The sequence below is a fragment of the Pseudomonas sp. genome, assembly GCF_030147005.1.
Taxonomy (GTDB): domain Bacteria; phylum Pseudomonadota; class Gammaproteobacteria; order Pseudomonadales; family Pseudomonadaceae; genus Aquipseudomonas.
This window is the reverse complement of sequence record NZ_JASLAW010000053.1, coordinates 14,338-39,011: the sequence shown is the minus strand read 5'-3', so window position 1 is coordinate 39,011 and position 24,674 is coordinate 14,338. Positions and strand designations below refer to the sequence as shown.

The 24,674-nt window shown below is 60.0% G+C and carries 22 protein-coding genes; 10 read left to right on the top strand and 12 right to left on the bottom strand.

Going from position 1 to position 24,674, the window contains the following annotated elements; all coding sequences use genetic code 11:
• Positions 1–251: 251 nt before the first annotated feature.
• Positions 252–512 (top strand): hypothetical protein, encoded by a 261-nt coding sequence (locus Q1V60_RS04870; protein WP_300627944.1) that lies wholly within the window; start codon positions 252–254, stop codon positions 510–512.
• Between the two features lie 54 nt (positions 513–566).
• Here Q1V60_RS04870 and Q1V60_RS04865 read toward each other — a convergent pair whose 3' ends face one another.
• The 3 genes from Q1V60_RS04865 to gnd are packed head-to-tail and all read right to left on the bottom strand — an operon-like array spanning position 567 to position 3,891.
• Entirely contained in the window at positions 567–1,391 is an 825-nt protein-coding gene (locus Q1V60_RS04865) for an HAD family hydrolase (RefSeq protein ID WP_300627942.1), read from the bottom strand.
• Complete coding sequence (gene zwf / locus Q1V60_RS04860; protein ID WP_300627940.1) at positions 1,388–2,911, bottom strand: glucose-6-phosphate dehydrogenase; 1,524 nt, start codon at positions 2,909–2,911, stop codon at positions 1,388–1,390. Before zwf ends, Q1V60_RS04865 begins: the two co-directional genes overlap by 4 nt.
• On the bottom strand, positions 2,908–3,891 hold the full coding sequence (gene gnd / locus Q1V60_RS04855) for a phosphogluconate dehydrogenase (NAD(+)-dependent, decarboxylating) (RefSeq protein ID WP_300627938.1): 984 nt from the start codon (positions 3,889–3,891) through the stop codon (positions 2,908–2,910). Before gnd ends, zwf begins: the two co-directional genes overlap by 4 nt.
• A 258-nt stretch (positions 3,892–4,149) precedes the next feature.
• Between gnd and Q1V60_RS04850 the strand changes: the two genes are divergently transcribed.
• The 4 genes from Q1V60_RS04850 to Q1V60_RS04835 all read left to right on the top strand — a co-directional run bounded on the left by Q1V60_RS04850 (position 4,150) and on the right by Q1V60_RS04835 (position 8,941).
• Positions 4,150–4,326, top strand: coding sequence for a DUF6026 family protein (locus Q1V60_RS04850; RefSeq protein WP_300627936.1), 177 nt, complete (start codon positions 4,150–4,152; stop codon positions 4,324–4,326).
• Between the two features lie 154 nt (positions 4,327–4,480).
• On the top strand, positions 4,481–6,223 hold the full coding sequence (locus Q1V60_RS04845; RefSeq protein ID WP_300627934.1) for a phosphoethanolamine transferase CptA: 1,743 nt from the start codon (positions 4,481–4,483) through the stop codon (positions 6,221–6,223).
• A gap of 125 nt (positions 6,224–6,348) precedes the next feature.
• The gene (locus Q1V60_RS04840; protein ID WP_300627932.1) at positions 6,349–8,586 is read left to right on the top strand and encodes a TonB-dependent siderophore receptor; all 2,238 of its coding nucleotides are present in this window, start codon (positions 6,349–6,351) and stop codon (positions 8,584–8,586) included.
• A 142-nt stretch (positions 8,587–8,728) separates the two neighbouring features.
• The gene (locus Q1V60_RS04835; protein ID WP_300627931.1) at positions 8,729–8,941 is read left to right on the top strand and encodes a hypothetical protein; all 213 of its coding nucleotides are present in this window, start codon (positions 8,729–8,731) and stop codon (positions 8,939–8,941) included.
• A gap of 101 nt (positions 8,942–9,042) precedes the next feature.
• On the opposite strand, the gene Q1V60_RS04830 is transcribed toward Q1V60_RS04835, so the two are convergent.
• From Q1V60_RS04830 to metE, 3 genes are all read right to left on the bottom strand, one after another.
• Positions 9,043–9,534: a GNAT family N-acetyltransferase gene (locus tag Q1V60_RS04830; RefSeq protein WP_300627928.1), complete on the bottom strand. Its 492-nt coding sequence runs from the start codon at positions 9,532–9,534 to the stop codon at positions 9,043–9,045.
• A gap of 162 nt (positions 9,535–9,696) precedes the next feature.
• On the bottom strand, positions 9,697–10,806 hold the full coding sequence (zapE, locus tag Q1V60_RS04825; RefSeq protein ID WP_300627927.1) for a cell division protein ZapE: 1,110 nt from the start codon (positions 10,804–10,806) through the stop codon (positions 9,697–9,699).
• 50 nt (positions 10,807–10,856) lie between these two features.
• A complete protein-coding gene (metE, locus tag Q1V60_RS04820; protein WP_300627926.1) occupies positions 10,857–13,148 on the bottom strand; it encodes a 5-methyltetrahydropteroyltriglutamate--homocysteine S-methyltransferase in 2,292 nt (763 codons plus the stop codon).
• A gap of 277 nt (positions 13,149–13,425) precedes the next feature.
• On the opposite strand from metE, the gene Q1V60_RS04815 reads away from it, so the two are divergent.
• From Q1V60_RS04815 to Q1V60_RS04800, 4 genes are all read left to right on the top strand, one after another.
• A complete protein-coding gene (locus Q1V60_RS04815; RefSeq protein WP_300627925.1) occupies positions 13,426–13,809 on the top strand; it encodes a GFA family protein in 384 nt (127 codons plus the stop codon).
• Positions 13,806–14,285, top strand: a complete 480-nt coding sequence (locus Q1V60_RS04810; protein ID WP_300627922.1) for a GNAT family N-acetyltransferase — start codon at positions 13,806–13,808, stop codon at positions 14,283–14,285. The genes Q1V60_RS04815 and Q1V60_RS04810 overlap by 4 nt, the downstream gene beginning before the upstream one ends.
• Positions 14,286–14,463: 178 nt before the next feature.
• Positions 14,464–15,561 (top strand): carboxynorspermidine decarboxylase, encoded by a 1,098-nt coding sequence (locus tag Q1V60_RS04805; protein WP_078733594.1) that lies wholly within the window; start codon positions 14,464–14,466, stop codon positions 15,559–15,561.
• Between the two features lie 28 nt (positions 15,562–15,589).
• Positions 15,590–16,834 (top strand): saccharopine dehydrogenase family protein, encoded by a 1,245-nt coding sequence (locus Q1V60_RS04800; RefSeq protein ID WP_300627918.1) that lies wholly within the window; start codon positions 15,590–15,592, stop codon positions 16,832–16,834.
• 89 nt (positions 16,835–16,923) lie between these two features.
• Here Q1V60_RS04800 and Q1V60_RS04795 read toward each other — a convergent pair whose 3' ends face one another.
• Entirely contained in the window at positions 16,924–17,217 is a 294-nt protein-coding gene (locus tag Q1V60_RS04795; RefSeq protein WP_300627915.1) for a hypothetical protein, read from the bottom strand.
• A 30-nt stretch (positions 17,218–17,247) separates the two neighbouring features.
• Entirely contained in the window at positions 17,248–18,498 is a 1,251-nt protein-coding gene (locus tag Q1V60_RS04790) for a hypothetical protein (protein ID WP_300627913.1), read from the bottom strand.
• Positions 18,499–18,698: 200 nt separating this feature from the next.
• On the opposite strand from Q1V60_RS04790, the gene Q1V60_RS04785 reads away from it, so the two are divergent.
• Positions 18,699–18,878, top strand: coding sequence for a hypothetical protein (locus Q1V60_RS04785; protein WP_300627911.1), 180 nt, complete (start codon positions 18,699–18,701; stop codon positions 18,876–18,878).
• Positions 18,879–19,012: 134 nt separating this feature from the next.
• On the opposite strand, the gene glsB is transcribed toward Q1V60_RS04785, so the two are convergent.
• From glsB to Q1V60_RS04765, 4 genes are all read right to left on the bottom strand, one after another.
• Complete coding sequence (gene glsB, locus Q1V60_RS04780; protein WP_300627909.1) at positions 19,013–19,921, bottom strand: glutaminase B; 909 nt, start codon at positions 19,919–19,921, stop codon at positions 19,013–19,015.
• Between the two features lie 54 nt (positions 19,922–19,975).
• Positions 19,976–20,320, bottom strand: coding sequence for a hypothetical protein (locus Q1V60_RS04775; RefSeq protein WP_300627907.1), 345 nt, complete (start codon positions 20,318–20,320; stop codon positions 19,976–19,978).
• An 89-nt stretch (positions 20,321–20,409) separates the two neighbouring features.
• Positions 20,410–22,929: an excinuclease ABC subunit UvrA gene (gene uvrA / locus Q1V60_RS04770; protein WP_300627906.1), complete on the bottom strand. Its 2,520-nt coding sequence runs from the start codon at positions 22,927–22,929 to the stop codon at positions 20,410–20,412.
• Complete coding sequence (locus Q1V60_RS04765) at positions 22,926–24,638, bottom strand: ATP-binding protein (RefSeq protein WP_300627904.1); 1,713 nt, start codon at positions 24,636–24,638, stop codon at positions 22,926–22,928. The genes uvrA and Q1V60_RS04765 overlap by 4 nt, the downstream gene beginning before the upstream one ends.
• Positions 24,639–24,674 lie beyond the last annotated feature (36 nt).

Sequence of the window (24,674 nt, the reverse complement as noted above, 5' to 3'; positions counted from 1 at the left end):
ACGCAGCCCTTGTACCCTTTCGCTATAACTGTGGGCGAAAAGCCACCTCTCCATGATTTTTTAAAGTCGGGCGAAACCTTCATTCAACATACAAAACAGCCGCTTACATGACGTTAATCAGGGAACGTTAAAATTTCTCGCTCTAGCATGTGACCCATACCCCACCATCGTGCATCAGTACAAGTAACCCACCGCACGGTCAGCCCAACCGCCGGTACTCACTTGAACGGGCATAGAGAGAGACGACACACATGAACGCTCCGCTGCGCATCAACGAAGCTCTTTTGATTGCAGACCGTGCTTTCCAGCCCTTCCAGTGCGTGGCCTGGCACGATGGCAATGGCGCCCTCAGCCTGAGCGTCATCGACCGCACCAATACCCGTATCGGCCGCAAACAGCTGTCATCGAATACGTATACCGACCCGGCGCAGTTGGAAAACTTGCTGTTGCAGGCGCGTGCCGAGCTCGACAAAAATGGCTACGAGTTGCAGCAGTGGGCAATGCCCAAGTAAGCCGACAGCCTAACTTCCGATCACCGCACTACAGTGATCGGAAGTTGAACTTACTTATCGCGCGGTGAGAATAAATCGCTCGAACGCTTCGGCAGCGCCGTCTTCGATATTACTGCCGGTGACCACGCTGGCCTGGCGCTTGACGGTTTCTTCGGCCTGGCCCATGGCGATCGATAGACCGGCCACTTGAAACATCGCCGGGTCGTTGCCGCCATCACCAATCGCTGCCGTTTGCTCCAGCGCCACTCCAAGGTGCGCCGCCAGGGTCTTCAAGGCCTCGCCCTTGTTGGCCAGCATCGCCGTCACATCCAGGTAAACCGGCTGCGAGCGCGACACCTGGGCCAGGCCCTTTACCTTGGGTTGCAACTGCGCTTCCAGCTCCACCAGCAATTGGGTGTTGTTGCTCGCGGCGACGATCTTGTCGACCCGGTCCAGGTACGGCTCGAAACTCTCCACCACCACCGGCCCATACCCGAGGCCGTCGGCCTCGCGCTGAACCATCGGCCCTGGCGGGTCACGGCGCAGCCAGTCGCCATCGGCGAACACCCACACCTCCACGTCCGGCTCGGCCGAAAACAGCGCCAACGTCACCAATGCCGCTTCCGCCGGCAGATGGTGCGCCACCAGGATGCTGCCATCCGGGTTGATCAACGTCCCGCCATTAAAGCCTGCCACCGGCACGTCGATGCCGAAGGTCTCGATCAGGTGCAACATAGCCTTAGGCGGGCGGCCGCTGGCCAGGCTGAAAAACACCCCGGCCTTACGCAACGCGCGCACCGCATCGGCCGTGCGTTGGCTGAGGCTGTGATCCGGATGCAGCAACGTGCCATCTACATCACTGAGGATAAAGCGGATGGGATGAATCGCTGCATCACTCATCCGAGGCTGTGCCAGGTGCGGCCGTCACGGGCCAGCAACGCATCAGCCGCCGCCGGGCCATCTTCGCCAGCCTTGTAGGCCTGGATGCCGTCATCTTCCTTCCAGGCATCCAGGAACGGCTGCACGGCACGCCAGCCGTTCTCGATGTTGTCGGCGCGCTGGAACAGGGTCTGGTCGCCGATCATGCAGTCGTAGATCAGGGTTTCGTAACCCGTCGACGGCTGCATCTCGAAGAAGTCCTTATAGTCGAACCCCAACTCGATATTGGCCATTTCCAGGGTCGGCCCAGGTTTCTTGGCCAGCAGGTCGAACCACATGCCTTCGTTCGGCTGGATCTGGATCTTAAGGTAGGTGGGCTTGAGCTCATCGACTTCGGTGTCGCGAAATTGCGCGTAAGGCGCCTGCTTGAAGCAGATCACGATCTCGGTGTCGCGGATGCTCATGCGCTTGCCGGTACGCAAGTAGAACGGCACGCCGACCCAGCGCCAGTTGTCGATCATCACCTTCAACGCGACGAACGTCTCGGTGCTGCTGTCGGGCGCGACGTTGGCTTCTTCACGGTAACCCGGCAGTGACTTACCGGCGATTTCACCGGCGGTGTACTGGCCGCGAACCGAGTTGGCCCGCGCATCTTCCACGGACCAGGGGCGGATAGCGCCCACCACCTTGGCCTTCTCACCGCGCACCGCGTCGGCGCCGAACGCCGCCGGCGGTTCCATGGCGACCATGGCCAGCAACTGGAACAGGTGGTTGGGCACCATGTCACGCAAAGTGCCGGTCTTCTCGAAGAAATTACCTCGGGTTTCCACGCCGACCGTTTCCGCGGCGGTGATTTGCACGTGGTCGATGTAATGATTGTTCCAGAACGCTTCGAACAGCACGTTGGAGAAACGGCTGATCAGGATGTTCTGTACCGTTTCCTTGCCCAGGTAATGGTCGATGCGATAGATCTGTTTCTCGCTCATCACCTTGAGCAGGCACGCGTTCAACGCTTCGGCGGTGGCCAGGTCGGAACCGAACGGTTTCTCGATGACCACGCGGCGGAAGCCCTCCGGCGTCTCATCGAGCAATCCGGCACTGCCCAGGCGTTGCACCACGTCACTGAAAAAACGCGGTGCGGTGGCCAGGTAGAACACGGCATTGGCGGTGCCGCTGTCGGCAATTTTCTGCGCGATGTCGGCGTAGGTGCTGTCGTCGAGGAAATCGCCCTCGACGTAGCTGATGCCTTTGGCCAGTTGGGCCCACAAGTGTGGGTCCAGCGCATTGTCGGCATTGCCGCGGACTTTGCCGGCGGCCTCGGTGCGAATGAAATCCTCGAGCTTCTTGGCAAAGTCGGCGTCGCTGATGGCGTTGTGATCAACGCCGACGATGCGCAGTCCATCGCCCAGCAACCCGTCACGGCTCAGGTTGTACAGCGCCGGCATCAGCAGGCGCTTGACCAGGTCGCCGTGGGCGCCAAACAGAAACAAGGTGGTGGGTGGAGCGGTTTCGGCCTTGGGTTTCTTGCCGTTGGCGGTCATTTTTTGGAAGTCTCCACGTGGCCGCCAAAGCCGAAGCGCATGGCCGACAGCATTTTGTCACCGTAAGTGCTCTGCTGGCGCGAACGGAAACGGGCGAACAACGATGTCGACAGCACCGGTACCGGTACCGCTTGTTCCATGGCCGCTTCGATGGTCCAACGGCCTTCGCCGCTGTCAGCCACGGAACCGGAATAGCCATCCAGCTTCGGATCGGTCGCCAGGGCATCGGCGGTCAGGTCCAGCAGCCACGACGACACCACGCTGCCACGGCGCCAGACTTCGGCGATGTCGGCCACGTTCAGGTCAAAACGCTGATCTTCCGGCAGGTTTTCCGAGTTCTTGGTCTTGAGGATGTCAAAACCTTCGGCAAACGCCTGCATCATTCCGTATTCAATGCCGTTGTGGATCATCTTGACGAAGTGACCGGAGCCCGCTGGGCCGGCATGGATGTAACCCTGCTCGGCGCGCGGGTCGGCGCTGGCCGAACGGTCCTTGGTGCGCGGGATGCTGCCGATGCCAGGGGCCAGGCTCTTGAAGATCGGGTCGAGGCGCTGCACGGTTTCCACGTCGCCGCCAATCATCATGCAGTAGCCACGTTCCAGGCCCCAGACACCGCCCGAGGTGCCGACGTCGACGTAGTGCAGGCCCTTTTCCGCCAGGGCCTTGCCGCGACGCACGTCGTCTTTGTAATTGGTGTTGCCGCCGTCGATGATCACGTCACCGCTTTCCAGCAGCCCGCTCAGTTCGTTGATGGTGTCCTCGGTAGGCGCGCCTGCCGGCAACATCACCCACACGGCGCGTGGCTTTTGCAGGCCGGCCACCAGGGCCTCCAAGCCGGCGACGCCGGTGGCGCCCTCCTCGCTCAGGCCTTTGACGAAGGCTTCATTACGGTCATATACAACGGTGGTGTGCCCATTGAGCATCAGGCGCCGCGCAATGTTACCGCCCATGCGGCCTAGTCCGATAATCCCCAGTTGCATGTGCTGATGCTCCTAACTACCAAAAAATGTGTGACATAGTTTATAGCGCAATGAGGCTAATGAGGGTTAGTCCAGAGCGGATCCGTGTAGTTTCATGGTAAAAAAGTCGCCATCATTTCACCATCACTCGCCGAAAAGTCACACGACCACCAAAAATAAAAAAGTTCCATTGATGTGAAAAAGAATTCAAACTTGCTTCCGACTGTTGCCGCGAACCGATTCGGCAGCGCGATCTACCCGCTATTTGCGAGGCAAGCAATGAGCACAGCACAGATGACCCGACCGCCACAGACCCTCTACGTCAACATCCGCCGCGATGAATTGCGCCAGTTGAAGGACGAGCGCGATCAGTTGCAACAGGAAGTCCTGCGTCTGCGCTCATACCTCCAGGCCCAGCTTGAACTGCCTTCCGGTGCCAAGCCCGCGCTCTGCTGAAAGCCGTTGGTGAGTTTGTAAGGCAATACCTACAGAAATCTCACAAAGTTTTCACACACATATCTTGATACTCCCGCCCGCGATGCCGCTCACGTTCTGAGCGGCCCGATGTCGCGCGCCTGTGCGCGACGATCATTTTCTGATGGGGCGCTGGATGGCGATGTTCAAACGCAGCACGACGACTGCGAAAGGCTTTGATTGGGCCGGCCTTGGCTGGTTATTCCTGTTTTTCTGGTACTTCTCTGGGATCACCCAGCTTCTTATCCAACTGACCGGCACCTCCGGCTTCAGCGGTTTCCGCCAGGCGTTCTTCATGAGTGCGCTGTGGCTGGCGCCCATGCTGCTGTTCCCTCGGCAAACACGTCTGCTTGCCGCGTTGATCGGCGTGGTGCTGTGGGCCTGCTCCATGGCCAGCCTGGGTTATTTCTTCATTTACCAGCAGGAATTTTCCCAGAGCGTCATCTTCATCATGTTCGAGTCGAACATTTCTGAAGCGGGCGAATACGCCACCCAGTACTTTGCCTGGTGGATCGTGCTGGCCTTCATTGCCCACACCGCCTTCGCGGTTTTCCTGTGGACGCGCCTGCGTCCGGTCTACTTGCCTCGTGGCCAGTCGATCGTGGCGGCGGTCGCCATCGTATTGGCCGTGGTCGGTTACCCGCTGGTCAAGCAGATCGCCACCAGCGAAACCATGGAATTGGCCATCGACCGCTTCGAAACCCGTATCGAACCGGCTGTGCCTTGGCAGATGATCGTGGCCTACCGCCGCTACACCGAACAGCTGGACAATATGCAAGGCATGCTGACCAGTGCCAGCCAGATCCCGCCGCTGAAGAACCTCAAGGACAGCATGGCCGGCCAGCCGTCCACCCTGGTGCTGGTAATCGGCGAGTCCACCAACCGCCAGCGCATGAGCCTGTACGGTTACCCGCGTAACACCACGCCGGAACTGGACAAGCTGCGCGACCAACTGGCGGTGTTCGACAACGTCATTACGCCGCGCCCCTACACCATTGAAGCGCTGCAGCAGGTACTGACCTTCGCCGATGAAGAAAACCCGGACCTGTACCTCAAGACGCCATCAATCGTCAGCGTGATGAAGCAGGCCGGCTACAAGACCTTCTGGATCACCAACCAGCAAACCATGACCAAGCGCAACACCATGCTCACGACCTTTTCCGAACAGGCCGACGAGCAGGTGTACCTGAACAACAACCGTAACCAGAACGCCCGCCAATACGACGGCGATGTACTGGCACCGTTTTCCAAGGCCATGGCCGATACCGCCGAGCGCAAGTTCATCGTGGTGCACTTGCTGGGCACCCACATGAGCTACCAGTATCGTTACCCGTCGACGTTCGACAAATTCACCGATCGCCAGGGCGTGCCGGCCGGTGTCAGCGATGCACAGTTGCCGACCTACAACAGCTATGACAATGCGGTGCTGTACAACGACTTCGTGGTATCGAGCCTGATCAAGGACTACGCCAAGACCGACCCCAACGGCTTCCTGCTGTACCTGTCGGACCACGGCGAAGACGTGTTCGACTCGGCCGGCCATGACACCCTGGGCCGTAACGAAGGCAAGCCGACCGCGCCGATGTACACCATTCCGTTCATGGCCTATGCCTCGCCCAAGTGGCGTGAAAGCCACGACTGGAGCTTCGCCGGCGACCTGCAACGGCCTTACAGCAGTTCGCAGTTGATCCACACCTGGGCGGACATGGCCGGTTTGAGTTTCGATGAACTGGACCACAGCAAAAGCCTGGTCAGCGACAGCTTCAAGCCGCGCCCCTTGCTGATCGGCAACCCTTACGAAACCAAGCAGAAAGCCTTGATCGACTTCAGTTTGATCAAACCGAAAAAGGTCGACGGCACCAACGTGGTGGCCAAGTAACCGAGGCCTGTAACAGAAAGATAACAATCATTCTTGTTTAAGCCTAAAGTTCCACGCCTCCTTTCGTCTTTGAGCCATACCCCCCTTCCTGGGTGGGTCTCAAAGACGAATAGGAGTTCGCCGCGATGCTCGCGCCTTTTACCCGTTCCATCACCTTTACCCTTGGCCTGTTCAGCCTTGCGCTGAGCCCTGAACTGCTGGCCGAAACCGACCCCGAGCAAGCCCCCGCCAAAGCCCTCGAACTGGGTGCCACCAGCATCACCGCCGAAGGCCTGGGCGCGACCACCGAGCACACCGGCGCCTACACCACCGGTTCCATGAGCACCGCCACGCGGCTGAACCTGTCCGTCAAGGAAACACCGCAATCGATCTCGGTGATCACGCGCCAGCAGATGGATGACTTCAATCTCAACACCCTCACCGAGGTGTTGCGCCAAACCACCGGCATCAACGTCCAGCATAATGACTCGGACCGCGTGTCCTATACCTCCCGTGGCTACGGCATCAACAACTTCCAGATTGACGGGATGCTCAACACCTTCGGCTTCATGAAGAGTGACGCCGATACCATCATCTACGACCGTGTCGAAGTAGTGCGCGGCGCCACCGGCCTCACCACCGGCGCGGGCGACCCCTCGGCCACGGTCAACATGGTACGCAAGCGCCCCACCGCCCAATGGCAGGCGAAAACCGGAATAAGCGGCGCCACTCACGACAACTACTACAGCTACCTCGACGTCGGCGGCCCGCTGGCCTTCGACGGCAAACTGCGCGGGCGCAGCGTACTGGCCTACCGCGACAGTAAATCCTTTCGCGACAACTATGCACTGCAGCGGGCGGTCGGCTACGGCGTTCTCGAGGCCGACCTTACTGACGATACCGTGCTGGCCGTGGGCTTTGATTACCAGGACAAACAAGTACAAGGCACTTCCTGGGGCACCGTGCCCTACTGGAACAGCCAGGGCGGCAAGGCGGGGTTGTCGCGCTCCACCAATATGGCCGCGCACTGGAGTTCCTGGCCTCTGACCGACAAGACCACCTTCGCCACCCTCGATCATCGGCTGGGCGGCGACTGGCACCTGAAGGCCGCCTACACCCATCGCCAGAGCGATACCGACGGCAAGGTGTACTACGGCGGCGCGGGTTTCCCCAATGCCGACCGCAGCGGCATGACAGCCTGGGCCAGCCATATGCGCGGCACATCGAACATGGAAGCCATTGACTTCAACCTGGCCGGCAGCTACGCGCTGCTGGGTCGCGAACACGCGCTGATGATGGGCTACGGCGAGGCGGCGCAACGGGACAGTTCGCCCTTCATGCGCTCCAATCTGTCCAACAGCTACTACACCATCGAGGACTGGGAGCACATGGGCGGTATCGGCAAGTTCACCGATGACGTCACCGACCTCAAGGGTGAGCACAGCAAGAAACAACAGAAGGCCGGCTACCTCGCAACCCGGCTGAGCCTGACCGATCGCCTGCACGCCGTGCTCGGCACCCGCTACGGCAGTTGGGAGCTGGAGAGCGCCAACCCCAAATACAACGCCAACGATCAACTGACCGATGCCGGCAAAACCAGCCAGACCCATAACGATATGTTGACGCCCTACGCCGGGCTGCTTTACGACATCACGCCGCAGTACACCGTCTACGCGAGCTACACCGACATCTTCAAGCCGCAAAGTGCGAAGGACGCCAACAAGAAGTACCTGGAGCCGGTGGTGGGCAGCAACTATGAGATCGGCCTCAAGGGCAGCGTACTCAACGAGCGCCTGAACCTGGCGGCCGCGTATTTCTGGAGCACCCAGGACAACGTCGCCGAGCGGGACGACTCGGTGCCGCCAAACCCGGTCACCGGCGAGGAGTACTACAAGTCCGGCGGCAAGGGCAACAAGGTGCAGGGTTTCGAGCTGGAAGCGGCCGGGGAAATCACACCGGACTGGAACCTCACCGCCGGCTACACCTACACCCACTCGGCGAATGGCGCAGGCAACCGCAACAACACCGGCCAGCCGTTGAACCTATTGAAGGTCTCCAGCGCTTACCGCCTGCCGGGGGCCTGGCGCAACCTGACCGTGGGTGGCGCGGTGACGTGGCAGAGCGACTTTTATGACTTCGGCAACCGGCCCACGGGAGCGCGCGACGACAAGGGCAATCCGATAACGACGCGAGAGAAAATCACGCAACAGGGCTACACCGTGGTCAACCTGATGTCGCGATATCGGTTCGACGAACAGGTTACGGCGTCGATTAACGTCAACAATCTGTTCGACAAAAAATATTACGAACGTGTCGGTTTTTATAACGGCGTGTATTGGGGCGATCCACGTTCAATCACACTGGCGCTGGACTGGAAACTGTAACGCCCTGCCCTGCGAAGTTAACAAACTGTTAACTTCGCAGGCCCATTTCGTTAATTCCCACTTAATAAGGTAACGCCATAGTCGCCCCATGTTCTGATCAGGGAGTGACCGGACACCTCTCACTCTTAATGGGAATACCACCATGAAACTGTCGACATTGATGCTGGCCAGCCTGATGACCTTGACCTCCGCCGCCGCCTTCGCAGAAGGCGGCTCAGAGCGTTCGAAGGAGTTCTACAACAACTTCAGCTTCATTCAGGAAACAACCCACGGCAAGGCGGAACAACAAGTTGCGTCCGCCGATGGCAAATCAGTTAAAGCCGCCACTGACAACTCAGCCCAACCCAACAGTTGATTTAACGCTGAGTTAATCCGTACTACCCTGTGCCATACCGCTCCTTTGGCAAAGGTTTATTGGGCGCCATTGAATGGCGCCCTTTTTTTGCAGTGTGTTTATTACAGCGCCTTGCTCCAGAACAACATACGGCCGTGGGCGGGATCAAATACCGAATCATCAAAGCCGAACTTGCGATACGCCGACTGCGCCAGCGCATTGCCCTCGAGCACTTCCAGAGTGATCTTGCAGCAACCCCGTTGCCGGGCGATTTCCTCGACCTTCTGCAGCATCTTCTGACTGAGCCCCAAGCCACGAAATTGTTGCGCCACGACCACATCGTGGACGTTGACCAAAGGTCTGCAGGCGAACGTCGAGAACCCCTCGAAACAATTGACCAGCCCAGCCGGTACACCACCGACGAACGCCAGCACACTGAACGCATGGGCGCGCTTGGCCAGTTCCGCAGGCAATTGTTGCAACAGATCGGCTGGCAAGGTGTGGCCGCCGCCCATTGCGTCTTCGGCATAGTGGTTGAGCAGCGCGCCGATGGCATCGGCGTGCACGGCGTTGGTGTAGCTGGCTTGCAGCACCAGGATGTCTGGGGTGTCCATTTCCTTCCTCGATAACGACAACCAGGGAACCGATTCCCTTTGAGGGGGTAATTGTAAGCATGGCGTCGGCAGTAGATGAAGGAGATTAACGACAAATGCCTGACAGAAAGCGCGCACGTTGCAGGCATCCAAAACCTCCAGCAAGGTGGCCGCAGGGCTTTCTCAGGCGCCGAAGCGCTGCAGCTGCATTTCCTGCAAGCGGCTCAAGGTGCGACGAAAAGGAAACGCCAGGTAGCCTTCGGTGTAAAGACTCTCCAGCGGCACCTGGGCCTCGATGAACAGCGGCACTTTGCGGTCGTAACATTCATCGACCAGCGCGATAAAGCGTCGCACGCTGTCATCGTGCCTGGACAACGCTGGCAATTGGCGGTCCCCCGCGATGACGCGCTCGGCCCCGTCTTCGGTGCCACGGGCGATGCGCCCAGGGCGCTGTTGTGCGCTGAGGTTGGGCACTTGCGCCAACAGGATGGCCTTGAAGCGATCACACAGCAGCATGAAATCCATCGCGGCAAGCGGTTGTTCGCACAGCTCGGCGTAACGACACCAAAGTACCTCGTCACTGGCTTGCACCGCTGTGATGGTGCGATGCCCCACGCTCACCGCCTTCCCGTGGCTGACGGTTTGCCCATCGCTCAGCTGCTTGAACACCGGCTCCAGGGCATCGGGTTGGTTCACCCAGTAGCGCTGCAGGCCGACACCGGGATGCAAGCGATGATCCTCGCCACCGTCTACCGCCACCACGCGCATATGCCGCTTGATCGCTTCAATACCCGGCAAGAAACGCTCTCGGTTGAAACCGTCGGCGTACAGCTGCTCAGGGGGCTGATTGGACGTACAGACCATCACCACGCCCTCCTCGAACATCACCTGAAACAGACGGCCAAGAATGATCGCGTCGCCGATGTCATTGACGAACAACTCGTCAAAGCACAGCACGCGCACGTCCCGGCTCAGCTCCCGCGCCAAGGTCCGCAGCGGGTCCCTGATACCGGTGAGCTGGAACGAGCGCTGGTGGACCCAGCCCATGAAGTGATGAAAATGCTGACGGCGCGCGGGCACGCGCAAGCTTTGATAAAACTGGTCCATCAACCAGGTCTTGCCGCGGCCCACCGGCCCCCACAGGTAAACGCCGGCAATGGGCGAGCGGCCCTGGTGCAACGCCTGATGACAGGCTTGCAAGGCGTCCACGGCGCGGCGCTGAGCGTCGTCAGGCACGAAACCCTGCTGGGCGATAGCGTGTTGGTAAGCGGCGAGCGGCGAGTCGAAAGTCATGGGCGCCAGTATGACTGACAACGCGAACGCCGGCCGCGCAATCTTCGCCGTCAACCCATTTGCGCACGCAATTGGCGCGCCGCCGCGACCATGTGAATCAGCGCCGCTTGCGTCTCTGGCCAGCCACGGGTTTTCAGGCCGCAATCGGGGTTGACCCACAACCGCTCAGCCGGAATCCGCTTGGCCGCCTTGCGCAGCAAGTCAACCATCTGTGCCACATCCGGCACCCGTGGCGAGTGAATGTCATAGACCCCAGGGCCGATTTCGTTGGGGTATGCGAAAGCTTCGAACGCGTCCAGCAACGCCATGTCCGAGCGTGAGGTTTCGATGGTGATGACGTCGGCATCCATCGTCGCGATGGATTCGATCACATCGTTGAATTCGCTGTAGCACATGTGGGTGTGGATCTGAGTGTCGTCGCGCACGCCGCTGGCGCACAGGCGGAACGCTTCGGTGGCCCAGTCCAGATAGGGCTGCCACTGCGCCCGACGCAATGGCAAGCCTTCGCGGAACGCGGCCTCGTCGATCTGCACGATCCTGATGCCGGCGGCTTCCAGGTCCAGGACTTCATCACGGATCGCCAGGGCCAGTTGCCGGGCCTGCACTTCGCGGCTCACGTCTTCGCGTGGGAACGACCACATCAGCAGGGTCACCGGGCCGGTCAGCATGCCTTTGAGTACCTTGTGCGTAAGGCCCTGGGCATAGCGAATCCATTCCACCGTCATCGCTTTCGGCCGACTCAGGTCGCCATAGATCAGCGCCGGTTTCACACAGCGCGAACCGTAGCTCTGCACCCAGCCGAAACGGGTGAACGCGTACCCGTCCAATTGCTCGGCGAAGTACTCGACCATGTCGTTACGCTCGGCTTCACCGTGTACCAGTACATCCAGGCCGAGGTGTTCCTGCACTTCGACCGCGTGCTTGATCTCGCTGTGCATCGCTTGGACGTATTCGGCTTCGCTCAACTTGCCGGCCTTGTAGGACTGGCGCGCCAAACGGATCGACACGGTTTGCGGGAACGAACCGATGGTGGTGGTCGGAAACAACGGCAGGTTGAGGCCGGCCCGTTGTTTCTCGATACGCTGGGCAAAGGGCGATTGGCGCTGGCTGTCGCGTGCGCTGATAGCGGCCACGCGCGCTTGCACCGCAGGCTTGTGAATACGCGGCGAAGCGGCACGCGCAGCCTGTACCGCGCGGCTTTCAGCCAGCGCCGCCAGCACCTCTGGCGCCTCGGGTTGGTCCACAGCCTGGGCCAGCACAGCGACTTCCGCGCACTTTTGCAAGGCAAAGGCCAGCCAACTTTTCAATTCAGCGTCCAACTGGTCTTCACGCGCAAGGTCCACCGGGCAATGCAGCAGTGAACAGGACGGCGCCACCCACAAGCGATCACCCAATTTTTCCTGGGCATGGCGCAACGTCGCCAGGGCTTTTTCCAGGTCGCAGCGCCATACGTTACGGCCATTGACCACCCCCAGGGACAGCACCTTGTAAGCGGGCAGGCGATCAAGAATGGTCGGGTATTGCTCCGGCGCCCGCACCAGATCGATGTGCAGGCCGTCGACCGGCAGGTTGGCGGCCAGGCCGAGGTTTTCTTCCAGCCCGCCGAAGTAAGTGGCGACCAGCTTTTTCAGCGGGTCACGCTGGATCAGGTTGTAGGCACGCTCGAACGCGTTCTTCCATGCCTGCGGCAGGTCGAGCGCCAGGATCGGCTCGTCGATCTGCACCCATTCCACGCCCAGCTCGGCCAGGCGCTGGAAGATCTGGCCGTACAGCGGCAGCAGGCGCTCGAGCAGGTCGAGCTTGTCGAAGTCAGCGCCCTTGGCCTTGCCCAGCCACAGGTACGTGAGCGGGCCAATGACGACCGGCTTGACCGTGTGCCCAAGGTCGCGCGCTTCCTGGACTTCTTCGAACAGCTGGTCCCAGCCCAGATGGAAGTGCTGGTCGACGCTGAACTCCGGCACCAGATAGTGATAGTTGGTGTCGAACCACTTGGTCATCTCCTGGGCGTGAGCACCGCTGCAGCACGTGTCGCTGCTGACGCCACGCGCCATGCCGAACAGCGTCTGCAACGTGGCCCGGCCATCGGCCGGGCGGAAACGCTCAGGGATCACGCCAAACATCAGCGAATGGGTCAGCACCTGGTCGTACCAGGCGAAATCACCCACCGGCAGCAGCTCAATGCCGGCCTGTTTTTGCAGCGCCCAGTGGGTCTTGCGCAAGTCACGGCCCACGGCGCGCAGGCCGGCCTCATCGAGTTCGCCCTTCCAAAACGCTTCCTGCGCTTTTTTCAGTTCACGATCGCGTCCAATGCGCGGAAATCCGAGGGAATGAGCGACTGCCATGACTTGCAACTCCGAGGTCGATAGGTAGGGCAGCTATTGTCGGCAGAGCGCCAGAGTGAGACAAACTCATATTATTCCGGATCGTCACAAGAACCGCTCATGTTCAGTCTTGTACCCGTGGCGAGGGAGCTTGCTCCCGCTGGGTCGCGAAGCGGCCACAAATCGGTCATATTGGCCCACACCTCGGTTGCAGCCGCTGGGGCTGTTACGCAGCCCGGCGGGAGCAAGCTCCCTCGCAACGGGTTTGGTGCTCGACGACAATTGGGATTGAACAGAGATGGTAAAAAACAGCCGAGGCAGCTGCCTGTGCGGCGCGATTCGCTATGAGGTCTTCAAACCTCTCAAGGCCGCCACCCACTGCCACTGCAAAAAATGCCAGAAGGGCCACGGCGCAGCGTTCGCCAGCTACGCCAGCGCGCCCAAGACAGCGCTGAACATCCACGCGACCGCAAATGCGCTGCGAAGCTACGAGTCCTCGCCGGGCATCACCCGTCAATTCTGTTCGCAGTGCGGATCGTCACTGTTTTGGTCGGATGCCAATGGTGCTTATCCGGACTGGATTTCGATTGCGCTGGGCACATTGGACACGCCTTTGAGTACTCCTGAGCAACTGCATAGCTGTATTGAATCCAAAGTGGCCTGGTCTAGTGAATCACCATGACCCATGCCATCAACGAAGTTTCGATACGTGAGCTCAACGAACTGCCTGAGCACATCCATGTGCTGCAAGCGCAAGCTATGGCCGAAGGGTTCAGGTTTCTGACTCGGCTTATTGTCGAATGGGAAAGTCAGTTCAACCGATTCGAACAATATGGTGAATGCCTTCTAGGTGTTTTCTGCAAGGGGCAGTTGGTGGGCATTGGTGGCGTTTCTCGCGATCCGCAGGGCGACCCGAACATGGCTCGACTGCGCCGGCTATACGTTACGCCTGCAATGCGTGGGCGCGGCATAGGCAAGCAGTTGGTCGAACAATTGCTGGCGCGAGCTGCTGCGCAATTTTCGACGGTACGCCTCTCGACTGACACGCTCGAAGGGCAGCGTTTTTATTTATGCTGCGGCTTCCACGCTATCGACGATGCCAGCGCGACCCATGAAAAGTCGCTCAGAAAGAGCTCGGCGCCCTCCCCGTCTGACTGACAATAAGGGTGACGCTATAAGCGCCAGCCGGATCAAGAGCCCTGTCGATAGACCGTCACACCCAGGGCCTATGCTTAAACGCAAGCGCGCAAATTCCGCCCGCTAACCTTTCGATCTGTTCCAAGTGCGGGCACAATGCGTGTCCTTTTTTGGCAGGCACCGCCGCAGGCTCTCAAAAATGATCAAAACGCCGTATTACCTCATCGACAAACAGAAGCTTCTGGTCAACATGCAGAAGATTGCCTACGTGCGCGAACAGTCCGGCGCCAAGGCTCTGCTGGCGCTCAAGTGCTTTGCCACCTGGTCGGTGTTCGACCTGATGCAGCAATACATGGACGGCACCACCTCGTCGTCGCTGTACGAGTTGAAGCTCGGTCGCCAGAAGTTCGAAGGTGAGGCGCACGCCTACAGCGTGGCCTGGGCCGACGATGAAATTGAAGAGATGCTGGATAACTGCGACAAGATCATCTTCAACTCCATCAGCCAGCTGCAACGCTTCGCCGAGCGCTCCGAGGGCAAGACCCGCGGCCTGCGCGTCAACCCGCAGGTGAGCAGTTCCGATTACCTGCTGGCCGACCCGGCGCGTCCGTTCAGCCGTCTGGGCGAGTGGGACCCGGTGAAGATCGAAGGCGTGATCGAGCAGATCTCCGGCTTCATGTTCCACAACAATTGCGAGAACGGCGACTTCAGCCTGTTCGACAAGATGCTCGGCACTATTGAAGAACGTTTCGGCGCGCTGCTGCACAAGGTCAAGTGGGTCAGCCTCGGCGGCGGCATCCACTTTACCGGTGAAGGCTATGCGTTGGACGCGTTTTGCGCGCGCTTGAAGGCGTTCTCCGAGAAGTACGGCGTGCAGGTGTACCTGGAACCCGGCGAAGCGGCGATCACCAACAGCGCCTCCCTGGAAGTCACCGTGCTCGACACCCTCTACAACGGCAAAAACCTGGCCGTGGTCGACAGCTCCATCGAAGCTCACCTGCTGGACCTGCTGATCTATCGCCTCAACGCCAAGCTGGCGCCAAGCGAGGGCGAACACACCGTGATGGTGTGCGGCAAATCCTGCCTGGCCGGGGACATCTTCGGCGAGTATCAATTTGATCGTCCGCTGGCCATCGGCGATCGGCTGTCGTTCATCGACACCGCAGGCTACACCATGGTCAAGAAAAATTGGTTCAACGGCCTGAAAATGCCGTCCATCGTAGTGAAACAACTCGACGGTACAGTCGAGGTGGTTCGTGAATTTGGTTACGACGACTACCTGTCCAGCCTTTCGTAAGCTGGCGGATATAGGAGAAATAAAGCAATTGAAAAAGAACGTTCTTATCATTGGTGCAGGAGGTGTCGCCAAGGTGGTGGCCCACAAGTGCGCGCAGCACAACGACGAACTCGGTCGTATTGCTATCGCGTCGCGCAACATCTCCAAATGCCAGGCCATCATCGACAGCGTCAAGGCCAAGGGTAGCCTCAAGGTTCCCGCCGACATCCAGGCCTTCGCGCTGAACGCCCTGGACGTGGAAGCGACCAAGGCCCTGATCCGCGAGACCGAATCGCAGATCGTCATCAACGTGGGTTCCGCGTTTCTCAACATGTCGGTGCTGCGTGCCTGCATCGATACGGGCGTGGCTTACCTCGACACCGCCATCCACGAAGAGCCGGGCAAGGTCTGCGAGACCCCGCCGTGGTACGGCAATTACGAATGGAACCACCTGGAAGAATGCAAACAGAAGAACATCACCGCCATCCTAGGCGTGGGCTTCGACCCGGGTGTCGTCAACGCATACGCCGCGCTGGCGCAGCAACAGCATTTCGACCGCATTGATTCGATCGACATTCTCGACGTCAATGCCGGCTCCCATGGCAAATACTTCGCCACCAATTTCGACCCGGAAATCAACTTCCGCGAGTTCACCGGGCAGGTGTGGAGCTGGCAGAACAGCCAGTGGACCAGCAACACCATGTTCGAAGTCAAACGCACCGACGACCTGCCGGTAGTCGGCTCGCAGAACCTCTACCTTACCGGCCACGATGAAGTGCACTCGCTGTCGAAAAACCTCGACGTGCCCAACGTGCGTTTCTGGATGAGCTTCGGCGAACACTACATCAACGTGTTCACCGTGCTGAAAAACCTCGGCCTGCTCTCCGAACAGCCGGTCAAAACCGCCGAAGGCCTGGAAGTGGTGCCGTTGAAAGTGGTCAAGGCCGTACTGCCCGACCCGTCATCGCTCGCTCCGGGCTACACCGGCAAGACCTGCATCGGTGACCTGGTCAAAGGCACCAGGGACGGCCAGCCGCACGAAATGTTCATCTACAACGTGGCCGATCACGAAGACGCCTTCGCCGAGACCGACAGCCAGGGCATCTCCTACACCGCGGGCGTTCCTCCGGTGGCCGCTGCGCTGCTGGTGGCACGTGGCGAGTGGGATGTGAAGCACATGGCCAACGTCGAGGAACTGCCGGCTGAGCCGTTCCTCAAAGCGCTGGATGTGATGGGGTTGCCAACTCGAATCAAAGACGAGAAAGGTGATCGGGCTTGGGATGCGATTGCCTGACAGGCGATAGCTGACCGAACAAAAAAATGCGCCCTCAGGGGCGCATTTTTTTGGCTGAGCGTTCATGGCGAAGTCATGACCCTACAGCCTCAACACTTCTCCCACTGGAATCTATTCACCCTACGATTTCCCCACCCATCACAAGAATAGACACCAGGCGCATTAGCCTCTTTGACGGAGGTACCTTGCACCGGGGGATAGATCTTTTTACGGCCGAAAACTTCATGCGCCCACTGAGCGACTGGGGATCCGTCTTCGGATGACAGTACGCCCCCACCACCCTCATATTTCCTGTTGAAACCGCTGTAAGCCTGAGCGGAATGCAGAATTGCAGCCACGAACAAGGAACTGATCAGCAGGCTCGCGGTGGCGTTAAGTTTCATGGTGTTCTCCTTTTGCCAGTTAACTGAAAGTCAAGGCAGTACCACTGCCACCGCATTGTCGTTCTGTTCGACGTCGTTACTGACACCAACTGCATAACCACCACTTTGCGAAATAGCCAAGAGGTTGTTCTTTTTCCCGAGACCGATGGGAGTCAAACACTGCATGGACCTCTCAGGATGCCAAGTACAACCTGTTGCATACTGATCACCATTGGTACTGTTAAGCACGACCGTATTATCGTCCGCAAGCTCCACAGCGAGAGTCGTTACGGCATCAACAGGAGGGACGATCGGCCGAACACCGAAACTCCCAGTAGCGGGGTCCCAATAGAGTGACTGGCTGATGCCACTGCTGTCGCCCCTGGCAGCTAGAACCTTGCCTGCGTTGTTGAGGTCCATCGCCCAGTTAGCGGCATTTTGCGGCAGGGTCAACAGCTGCGGTGCGCTGGTTGGGGAGGGCCAAAAGGCCGTCTTGGGTACGTTGGTGCTGGAGTTCGGAAAAAGACAGGTACCCAGCACTTGAGATTGGTCGTTGATGGCTTTGACTGTACATAGACTTGCTTCAGGCGGTATCTGCAACGTCTGTTTCGTATACCCAGTACTACCACGTATGGCGATTGTTCCGCTGAGCGTACCTGCACTGTTCGGGCAGTTCATAGCTATGCTCGGGTAGGTGTTGATCAGCGTGTAATTGACCGAGTTGGCAACACAGTCGTCTCCAAAGTCGGAGACCCTCTGGGCAGTGCCATTGCCCGTCGCAGCATAAATCACCACGGTACCTCGGCCTTGAGCGCTGAAACTGGAGCCGACAATCCCGCCTCTTTCATTCATTGCGGTAGGCGTTGTTGAGACATCTGCGGGCCGCAAGAGCGGATTAAGTATCGTGGAAGGAAGTGGGCTGAGTCGCTTCGGAGCGGCCGTTGGTGTGGCTGCCTGCCAGGACACCGCAAAGTTGACGTTGTTCTCATCCAAGCATTGACCGGAAATCGTCCCACTGTTGGCAACTCCCATTGCTGTGCAGATTTGCCCAGGAGCGAGCGCTGATAACCCTTGCTGTGCGGTTGAACCGTTGACATTGGCAACGAAGGATTGAGCCACGGCCGAAGCACTGCCGAGTGAGCAGTTACCCACTGCTGTGCCTGAATCATTTACCGCGAGAGCCATGCATTGAGCACCCACAGCGGGCGCCAGGTTTACATAATTTGCTGCGCGCACGGTCAAACTCGACGCACCAGTCACAACAGCAATGGAAATTGCAACTCGTATAACTGACGAATTCATAATTGTTCTTCCCTGAAAAGTGCAACCGCTTAAGGCCCGTGACATCCTGCTCCGGGCTGTTAACAGGACGTTAACCCGCAAACTTTCGAGTGCGCAACTGTCAGTTCTCACAGGTTATTGACCGCGCATATTGCGTTAACCTCACCAGAATTTAATCATCGACAGGCTCAGCCACTCACCCTGTGCGAAAGGACTCGTGCATGAACCCGCGAAGCAAACTCTTCACTGTACTGCCTGCCTCCATCATTGATATTGCCGCTCACCTGGCCTTCGAAGTCGATGGCGCTCAACGTAATGTCGCACTCGGCATCTGTCGCATGCTCGAAGGCGTACAACTGTTGGCGGGGAAGGTACTGGACGAAGCCCATCCAGGCACTTGAGCCCGATCGTTCCCACGCTCTGAACTGCCCCCCAAAGGTTGGACACAACCTTACTCAGGCCGCTCAGGCATAGATTGTCCAACTTTGTGGGGTCAGTTCACTCTGCACGGGAACGATCAAAACCGGTTACACACTCAAAACACCGACCACCCAATCCGCTCACTCAACAATTCCAGCGCCTTCATCCCCGCCAGCGAGTTCCCCGCCGCGTTCAATTCCGGCGACCATACGCACACGGTAAACTGCCCCGGCACTACCGCGACGATCCCGCCGCCTACTCCGCTCTTGCCCGGCAACCCCACTCGATAAGCAAAATTGCCCGCCTCGTCATACAGCCCGCTGGTGGCCATGATTGAGTTCACCTGTTTGGTCTGGCGCGGGGTCAGGATCTGCTCGCCGCTGTGGGCACTCACGCCTTCGTTGGCCAGGAAGCTGAATGCCCTGGCCAGGTCCAGGCAGCTCATTTGCAGCGCGCAGTAGTTGAAGTAACTGTGCAGCACCGCGTCCACATCGTTGTGGAAGTTGCCGAAGGATTTCATCAGGTAGGCCATGGCCGCGTTGCGCGCGCCGTGCTGCGCTTCGGAGTCGGCGACGACGCTGTTGACCAGGATCTGCGGGTTGCCCGACAGGCGTCGCACGAAATCGCGCATCGACAGGATCGGCACGGCGAAGCGCGATTGGTTGATGTCGCAGATCACCAGCGCGCCGGCGTTGATAAAAGGATTGCGCGGCCGGCCGCGTTCGAATTCCAGTTGCACCATGGAGTTGAACGGTTGCCCCGAAGGCTCGTGGCCCAGGCGTTCCCAGATGCTTTCGCCGCCGTGGTCGATGGCCTGCACCAGGCTGAACACCTTGGAGATGCTCTGCACCGAGAACAGCGTATCGGCATCGCCGGCGCAGTAGGCCGCGCCATCGTTGCCGTATACCGCAATGCCCAGTTGGTTGGCGGGCACGTCGGCCAGGGCGGGGATGTAGTCGGCGACTTTGCCGAGGCCGATCAGAGGGCGCACTTCGTCAAGGATCGACTCCAACAGCGCCTGCATGTCTTGTCCTGTCATCTTCTTTGGATCGGTGGTGAACGAGCCGCGCAGAATACGTCACTGGGCGCGAAAGCCCCACACAATCTCTACCACCCGCTCGGCGACCACCAGGTACATCAGGACCAGCAACAGTTGCAGCGCCACGTGATAACGCAACTTGGCCAGGCGGCGAATGCCGTCGCTGACGTTCAACAGCATCAACAAGGTCGACAGCACAATCAGCCCCCAGCCGGCGACGTTGGATGCGAATACGCCAATGAACAACGCTCGCTGGCCCACCAGCGTATTGGTTCCAGCCGCGAACAACAGTGCGCACACCAGCAGGTTTTTCACGTTGTCGAAAATCTGTGTGCTCAGGTCGTTTTCCAGCAACGCCAGATACCGCGTCCATAAGGTGCGCATGCTTGAGTACCGAGTGAGAAGGCTCGTCAATCAAGTTAGTTCAAATGGGGAAGCTGTCGAGCGCCGAGTGGGTGGGCCAGGCACGCAAGCTAGGTGAGCTCGCGTGCAAGGAAGGCTGCCGTGCGGCTGGTTTTGCTCTTGGCGACGGCCTGCGGCGTGCCACTGGCAACCACCTTCCCACCCTCATTCCCGGCTCCGGGGCCGATATCGATCACCCAGTCACTCTGCGCTACTACACGCATTTCATGCTCGACCACCACCACCGTATGCCCCGCCTCCACCAATTGGTTGAGCTGGCTGAGCAAGCGGTCGACATCCTTGGGGTGCAGCCCGGTGGTCGGCTCGTCCAGCACGTATAACGTGGCGCCCCGCGCATTGCGTTGCAGTTCGGTGGCCAGCTTGATGCGCTGCGCTTCTCCGCCCGACAACTCGGTGGCGGGCTGGCCCAGGCGCAGATAGCCCAGGCCGATATCCCGCAGTACCTGCAGCGCGCGCAGCACGCCGGGTTGTTCGGCAAACACGTCGACGGCCTGTTCCACCGTCAACCCCAGCACTTGGGCGATGGTCAGGCCTTGCCATTTGACCGCCAGGGTTTCGGGGTTGTATCGCGCACCGTGGCAGGTCGGGCATGGCGCATACACGCTGGGCATGAACAGCAATTCGACGCTGACAAACCCCTCGCCTTCGCAGTTCGGGCAACGGCCCTTGGCGACGTTGAAGGAGAACTGCCCGGCATCGTAGCCGCGCTTCTTCGCAGCCGGCGTGGCGGCGAACAGTTTGCGCACGTTGTCGAACAGCCCGGTATAGGTCGCCAGGTTGGAACGCGGCGTACGGCCGATGGGTTTCTGGTCCACCTGCACCAGACGGCGGATATATTCGAGCCCGGCGCTGATGCGGCCCTCGCTGGGGGCAGGCGCTGCGTCTTCCAGGCTCGGCTCGTCGACGCTTTCCAACACGCGCCCGAGGCCGCTGCTGACCAGCTCCAACAATGCCTGGCTGACCAGGCTGGACTTTCCCGAGCCGGAAATTCCGGTCACCGCCGTGAAGCAGCCCAGCGGGAAATCCACCGTCAGGTCCTTCAGGTTATTACGCGTCACGCCCTGCAGCTTCAGCCAGCCGCTGGGTTCCCGCCGCGCCGGGTTCGCCGGGCGCGGTTCGGCAAACAGGTATTCACGGGTCTGCGACGCGGCGACCTCCGCCAAGCCTGCGGGCGGGCCGCTGTACAGGACATGCCCGCCGTGCTCGCCAGCGGCCGGGCCGACATCGATCAGCCAGTCGGCGCGGCGCATGGTTTCTAGGTCATGCTCGACCACAAACAGCGAATTGCCGGCCGCTTTCAAACGCGCCAGTGCGCTGAACAAGGCTTCGCCATCGGCCGGATGCAGGCCCGCGGAAGGCTCGTCCAACACGTAGATCACCCCGAACAGTTGCGAGCCCAACTGCGTGGCCAGGCGCAAGCGCTGCAACTCACCGGACGACAGCGTCGGCGTGCTGCGCTCCAGGGACAGATAGCCCAGCCCGAGGTCGATCAAGGTACTCACGCGTTCGAGCAAATCCTGGGCGATACGTTGGGCCGCCAGGCGTTTTTCCACCGACAATTTCATCTTGTCCTGCCCCGCCGCCGCCGGCCGCAGCAAGTCGGCCAGGTGGGTCAGGGATAGTTGCGACAGCTCACCGATATCCACCCCGGCAAACTTCACCGACAGCGCCGCTTTGGTCAGCCGTTTGCCCTCGCACAGCGGGCAGGCACTGCCTTGCATGAACTGCGACACGCGCTTTTTCATCAGCGCGCTTTGGGTGTGGGCGAAGGTGTGCAGGATGTAGCGCCGCGCGCCGCTGAAGGTGCCCTGGTAACTGGGCTCCAGCTTGCGTTTCAAAGCGTCGCGGATCTGCGCCGGGGTAAAGCCCGCATACACCGGCACGGTGGGGGTTTCTTCGGTGAACAAAATCCAGTCGCGCTGTTTTTTTGGCAGCTCGCGCCATGGGGTATCCACGTCGTAGCCCAGGGTGACGAGAATGTCGCGCAGGTTCTGGCCCTGCCACGCCAACGGCCAGGAGGCCACCGCGCGCTGGCGAATGGTCAGGGACGGATCGGGCACCATCAGCGCTTCGGTCACTTCATACACGCGGCCCAGGCCGTGGCATTGCGGGCACGCACCCTGGGGCAAGTTCGGCGAAAAGTCCTCGGCGTACAGCATCGCCTGCCCCGGCGGGTAGCTGCCGGCGCGCGAGTACAGCATGCGGATCAGGCTCGACAAGGTGGTCACACTGCCCACCGATGAACGCGCACTCGGTGTGCCGCGCTGCTGTTGCAGGGCCACGGCGGGCGGCAAGCCTTCGATACTGTCGACATCCGGCACGCCGACCTGATCGATCAAGCGTCGCGCATAAGGCGCCACCGATTCGAAATAGCGGCGCTGGGCCTCGGCGTAAACGGTGGAAAACGCCAGGGACGACTTGCCGGAACCGGACACGCCGGTAAATACCACCAGGGCATCCCGGGGAATATCCACATCGACGTTACGCAAGTTGTGTTCGCGGGCGCCGCGCACCCGGACGAAGCCGGTGTGTTGGGCGGTCGGTGAGGGGATGTCGCGCTGTGAAGTCATGAACAACCTTGTCTGGCGGTGAGCACGCTGCGCACCCGTTGCGTCAGGGCGTCGGGGCTGTAGGGTTTGCTCAGCAGGTGAATATCGGCGCTCAGCAGATGATTGGAAGAAAGAATGTCGCGGGTGTGGCCGGAGGTGAACAGCACCGGGATCGGCGGCACCTGCTCACGCGCCCAGTTGGCCAGGTCGATGCTCTTGATGCGGCCGGGCATCACCACATCGGTAAAAATCAATTCCGGTTGCAGGCCGGACTGCAGTTTGGCCATGGCTTGGTCGCCGTCCTCCGCCGTCTGCACCGTGTAGCCCGACTGTTGCAGCAATTCCACCACGGTCAGGCGCACGCCTTCATTGTCCTCCACCACCAGAATGGTTTCCTGGCCGGTGCCGGGGTACTGCTCGTCGCTGTCCAGTTCGAGATGTTCCGGTTCCAGGCTACGCGGGAAATACATCTGCACCACCGAGCCTTTGTTCTCCTCGCTCCAGATGTCGACATGCCCGCCGCTTTGGCGGACGAAGCCAAACACCATGCTCAGCCCCAGGCCCGTGCCCTGCCCTTCGCGCTTGGTGGTGAAGAAGGGTTCGAACGCACGCTTGAGCACAGTCGACGGCATGCCAACGCCGGTGTCGGTGACCGCCAGGCGCACGTACTCGCCGGGCTTGATGCTTTTGCCTGCGCATTCGGCCGGGTTGAGGATGATGTTCTCGCCGGTGATACGAATCACGCCCTCGCCGTGCATGGCATCGCGGGCATTGATCGCCAGGTTGAGCAGCGCGTTTTCCAGCTGGTTGCGGTCGACGTTGATGCACCAGGAATCCTGCGGCAACTGCACGTCGATATGAATGGTTTCGCCGAGGGCGCGTTGCAGCAGTTCACCGAGGCCGGCGTAGATACGTTGCGGGTTGTACACCGCCGGCGACAAGGGTTGACGCCGGGCAAACGCGAGCAGTTGCGAGGACAATGTGGCACCGCGTTCCACCGCCGCAATCGCGGCAGAGACACGCCGTTGCACCTGCGCGTTGTCCGGTTCATGCCGAGCCAACAGGTGCAGGTTACCGGCGATCACTTGCAGCAGGTTGTTGAAGTCATGGGCCACGCCGCCGGTCAGGCCGCCAATCGCTTCCAGCTTCTGCGACTGGCGCAACTGCTCCTCGGCAGCGGAACGCGCCTGCACTTCGGCCGCCACGCGCTGCTCCAGATTGTGGGTCAGCTCCTGACGCACCCGCTCGGACTTCACCAGTTCAGTGGTTTCTACCACGATCGCCAGCACCCCGGCCGGTTGCTGATTGTCACCTGCCACGGGGCTGTAGTAGAGGTCCAGCCACAAGGTTTCCGGTTTGCCGTTGCGCGACAACACCAGCTCCTTGTTGTTGAACGACAAGGTGCCGCCGGCCAGGCACGTGTCCACCACATGCCGGTTGAAATCGGCCACTTCCGGCCAACCCAGTTCCACCGGTGCACCCAGCAAATACGGATGGCGACCGCCGGCGAACACCGAGTAGTTGTCGTTGTAGATCATGTAACCCGCCCGCCCCCACAGCATCACCATGGGAACGGGTGAGGCGAGCATCATTTGCACAGTGCAGGCCAGGCTGGTGGACCAGCGATCAATCGGGCCAAGGTCGGTGGTCGACCAGTCAAACGCGCGAATCCGCTGGGCCATTTCACCGGCCCAGCCTTCACAGCCGTGTGGGTTGGATAAAAATTGCATGATCGAGCTCTGGGCAAAGAGAAGGCAGTTGCAAGT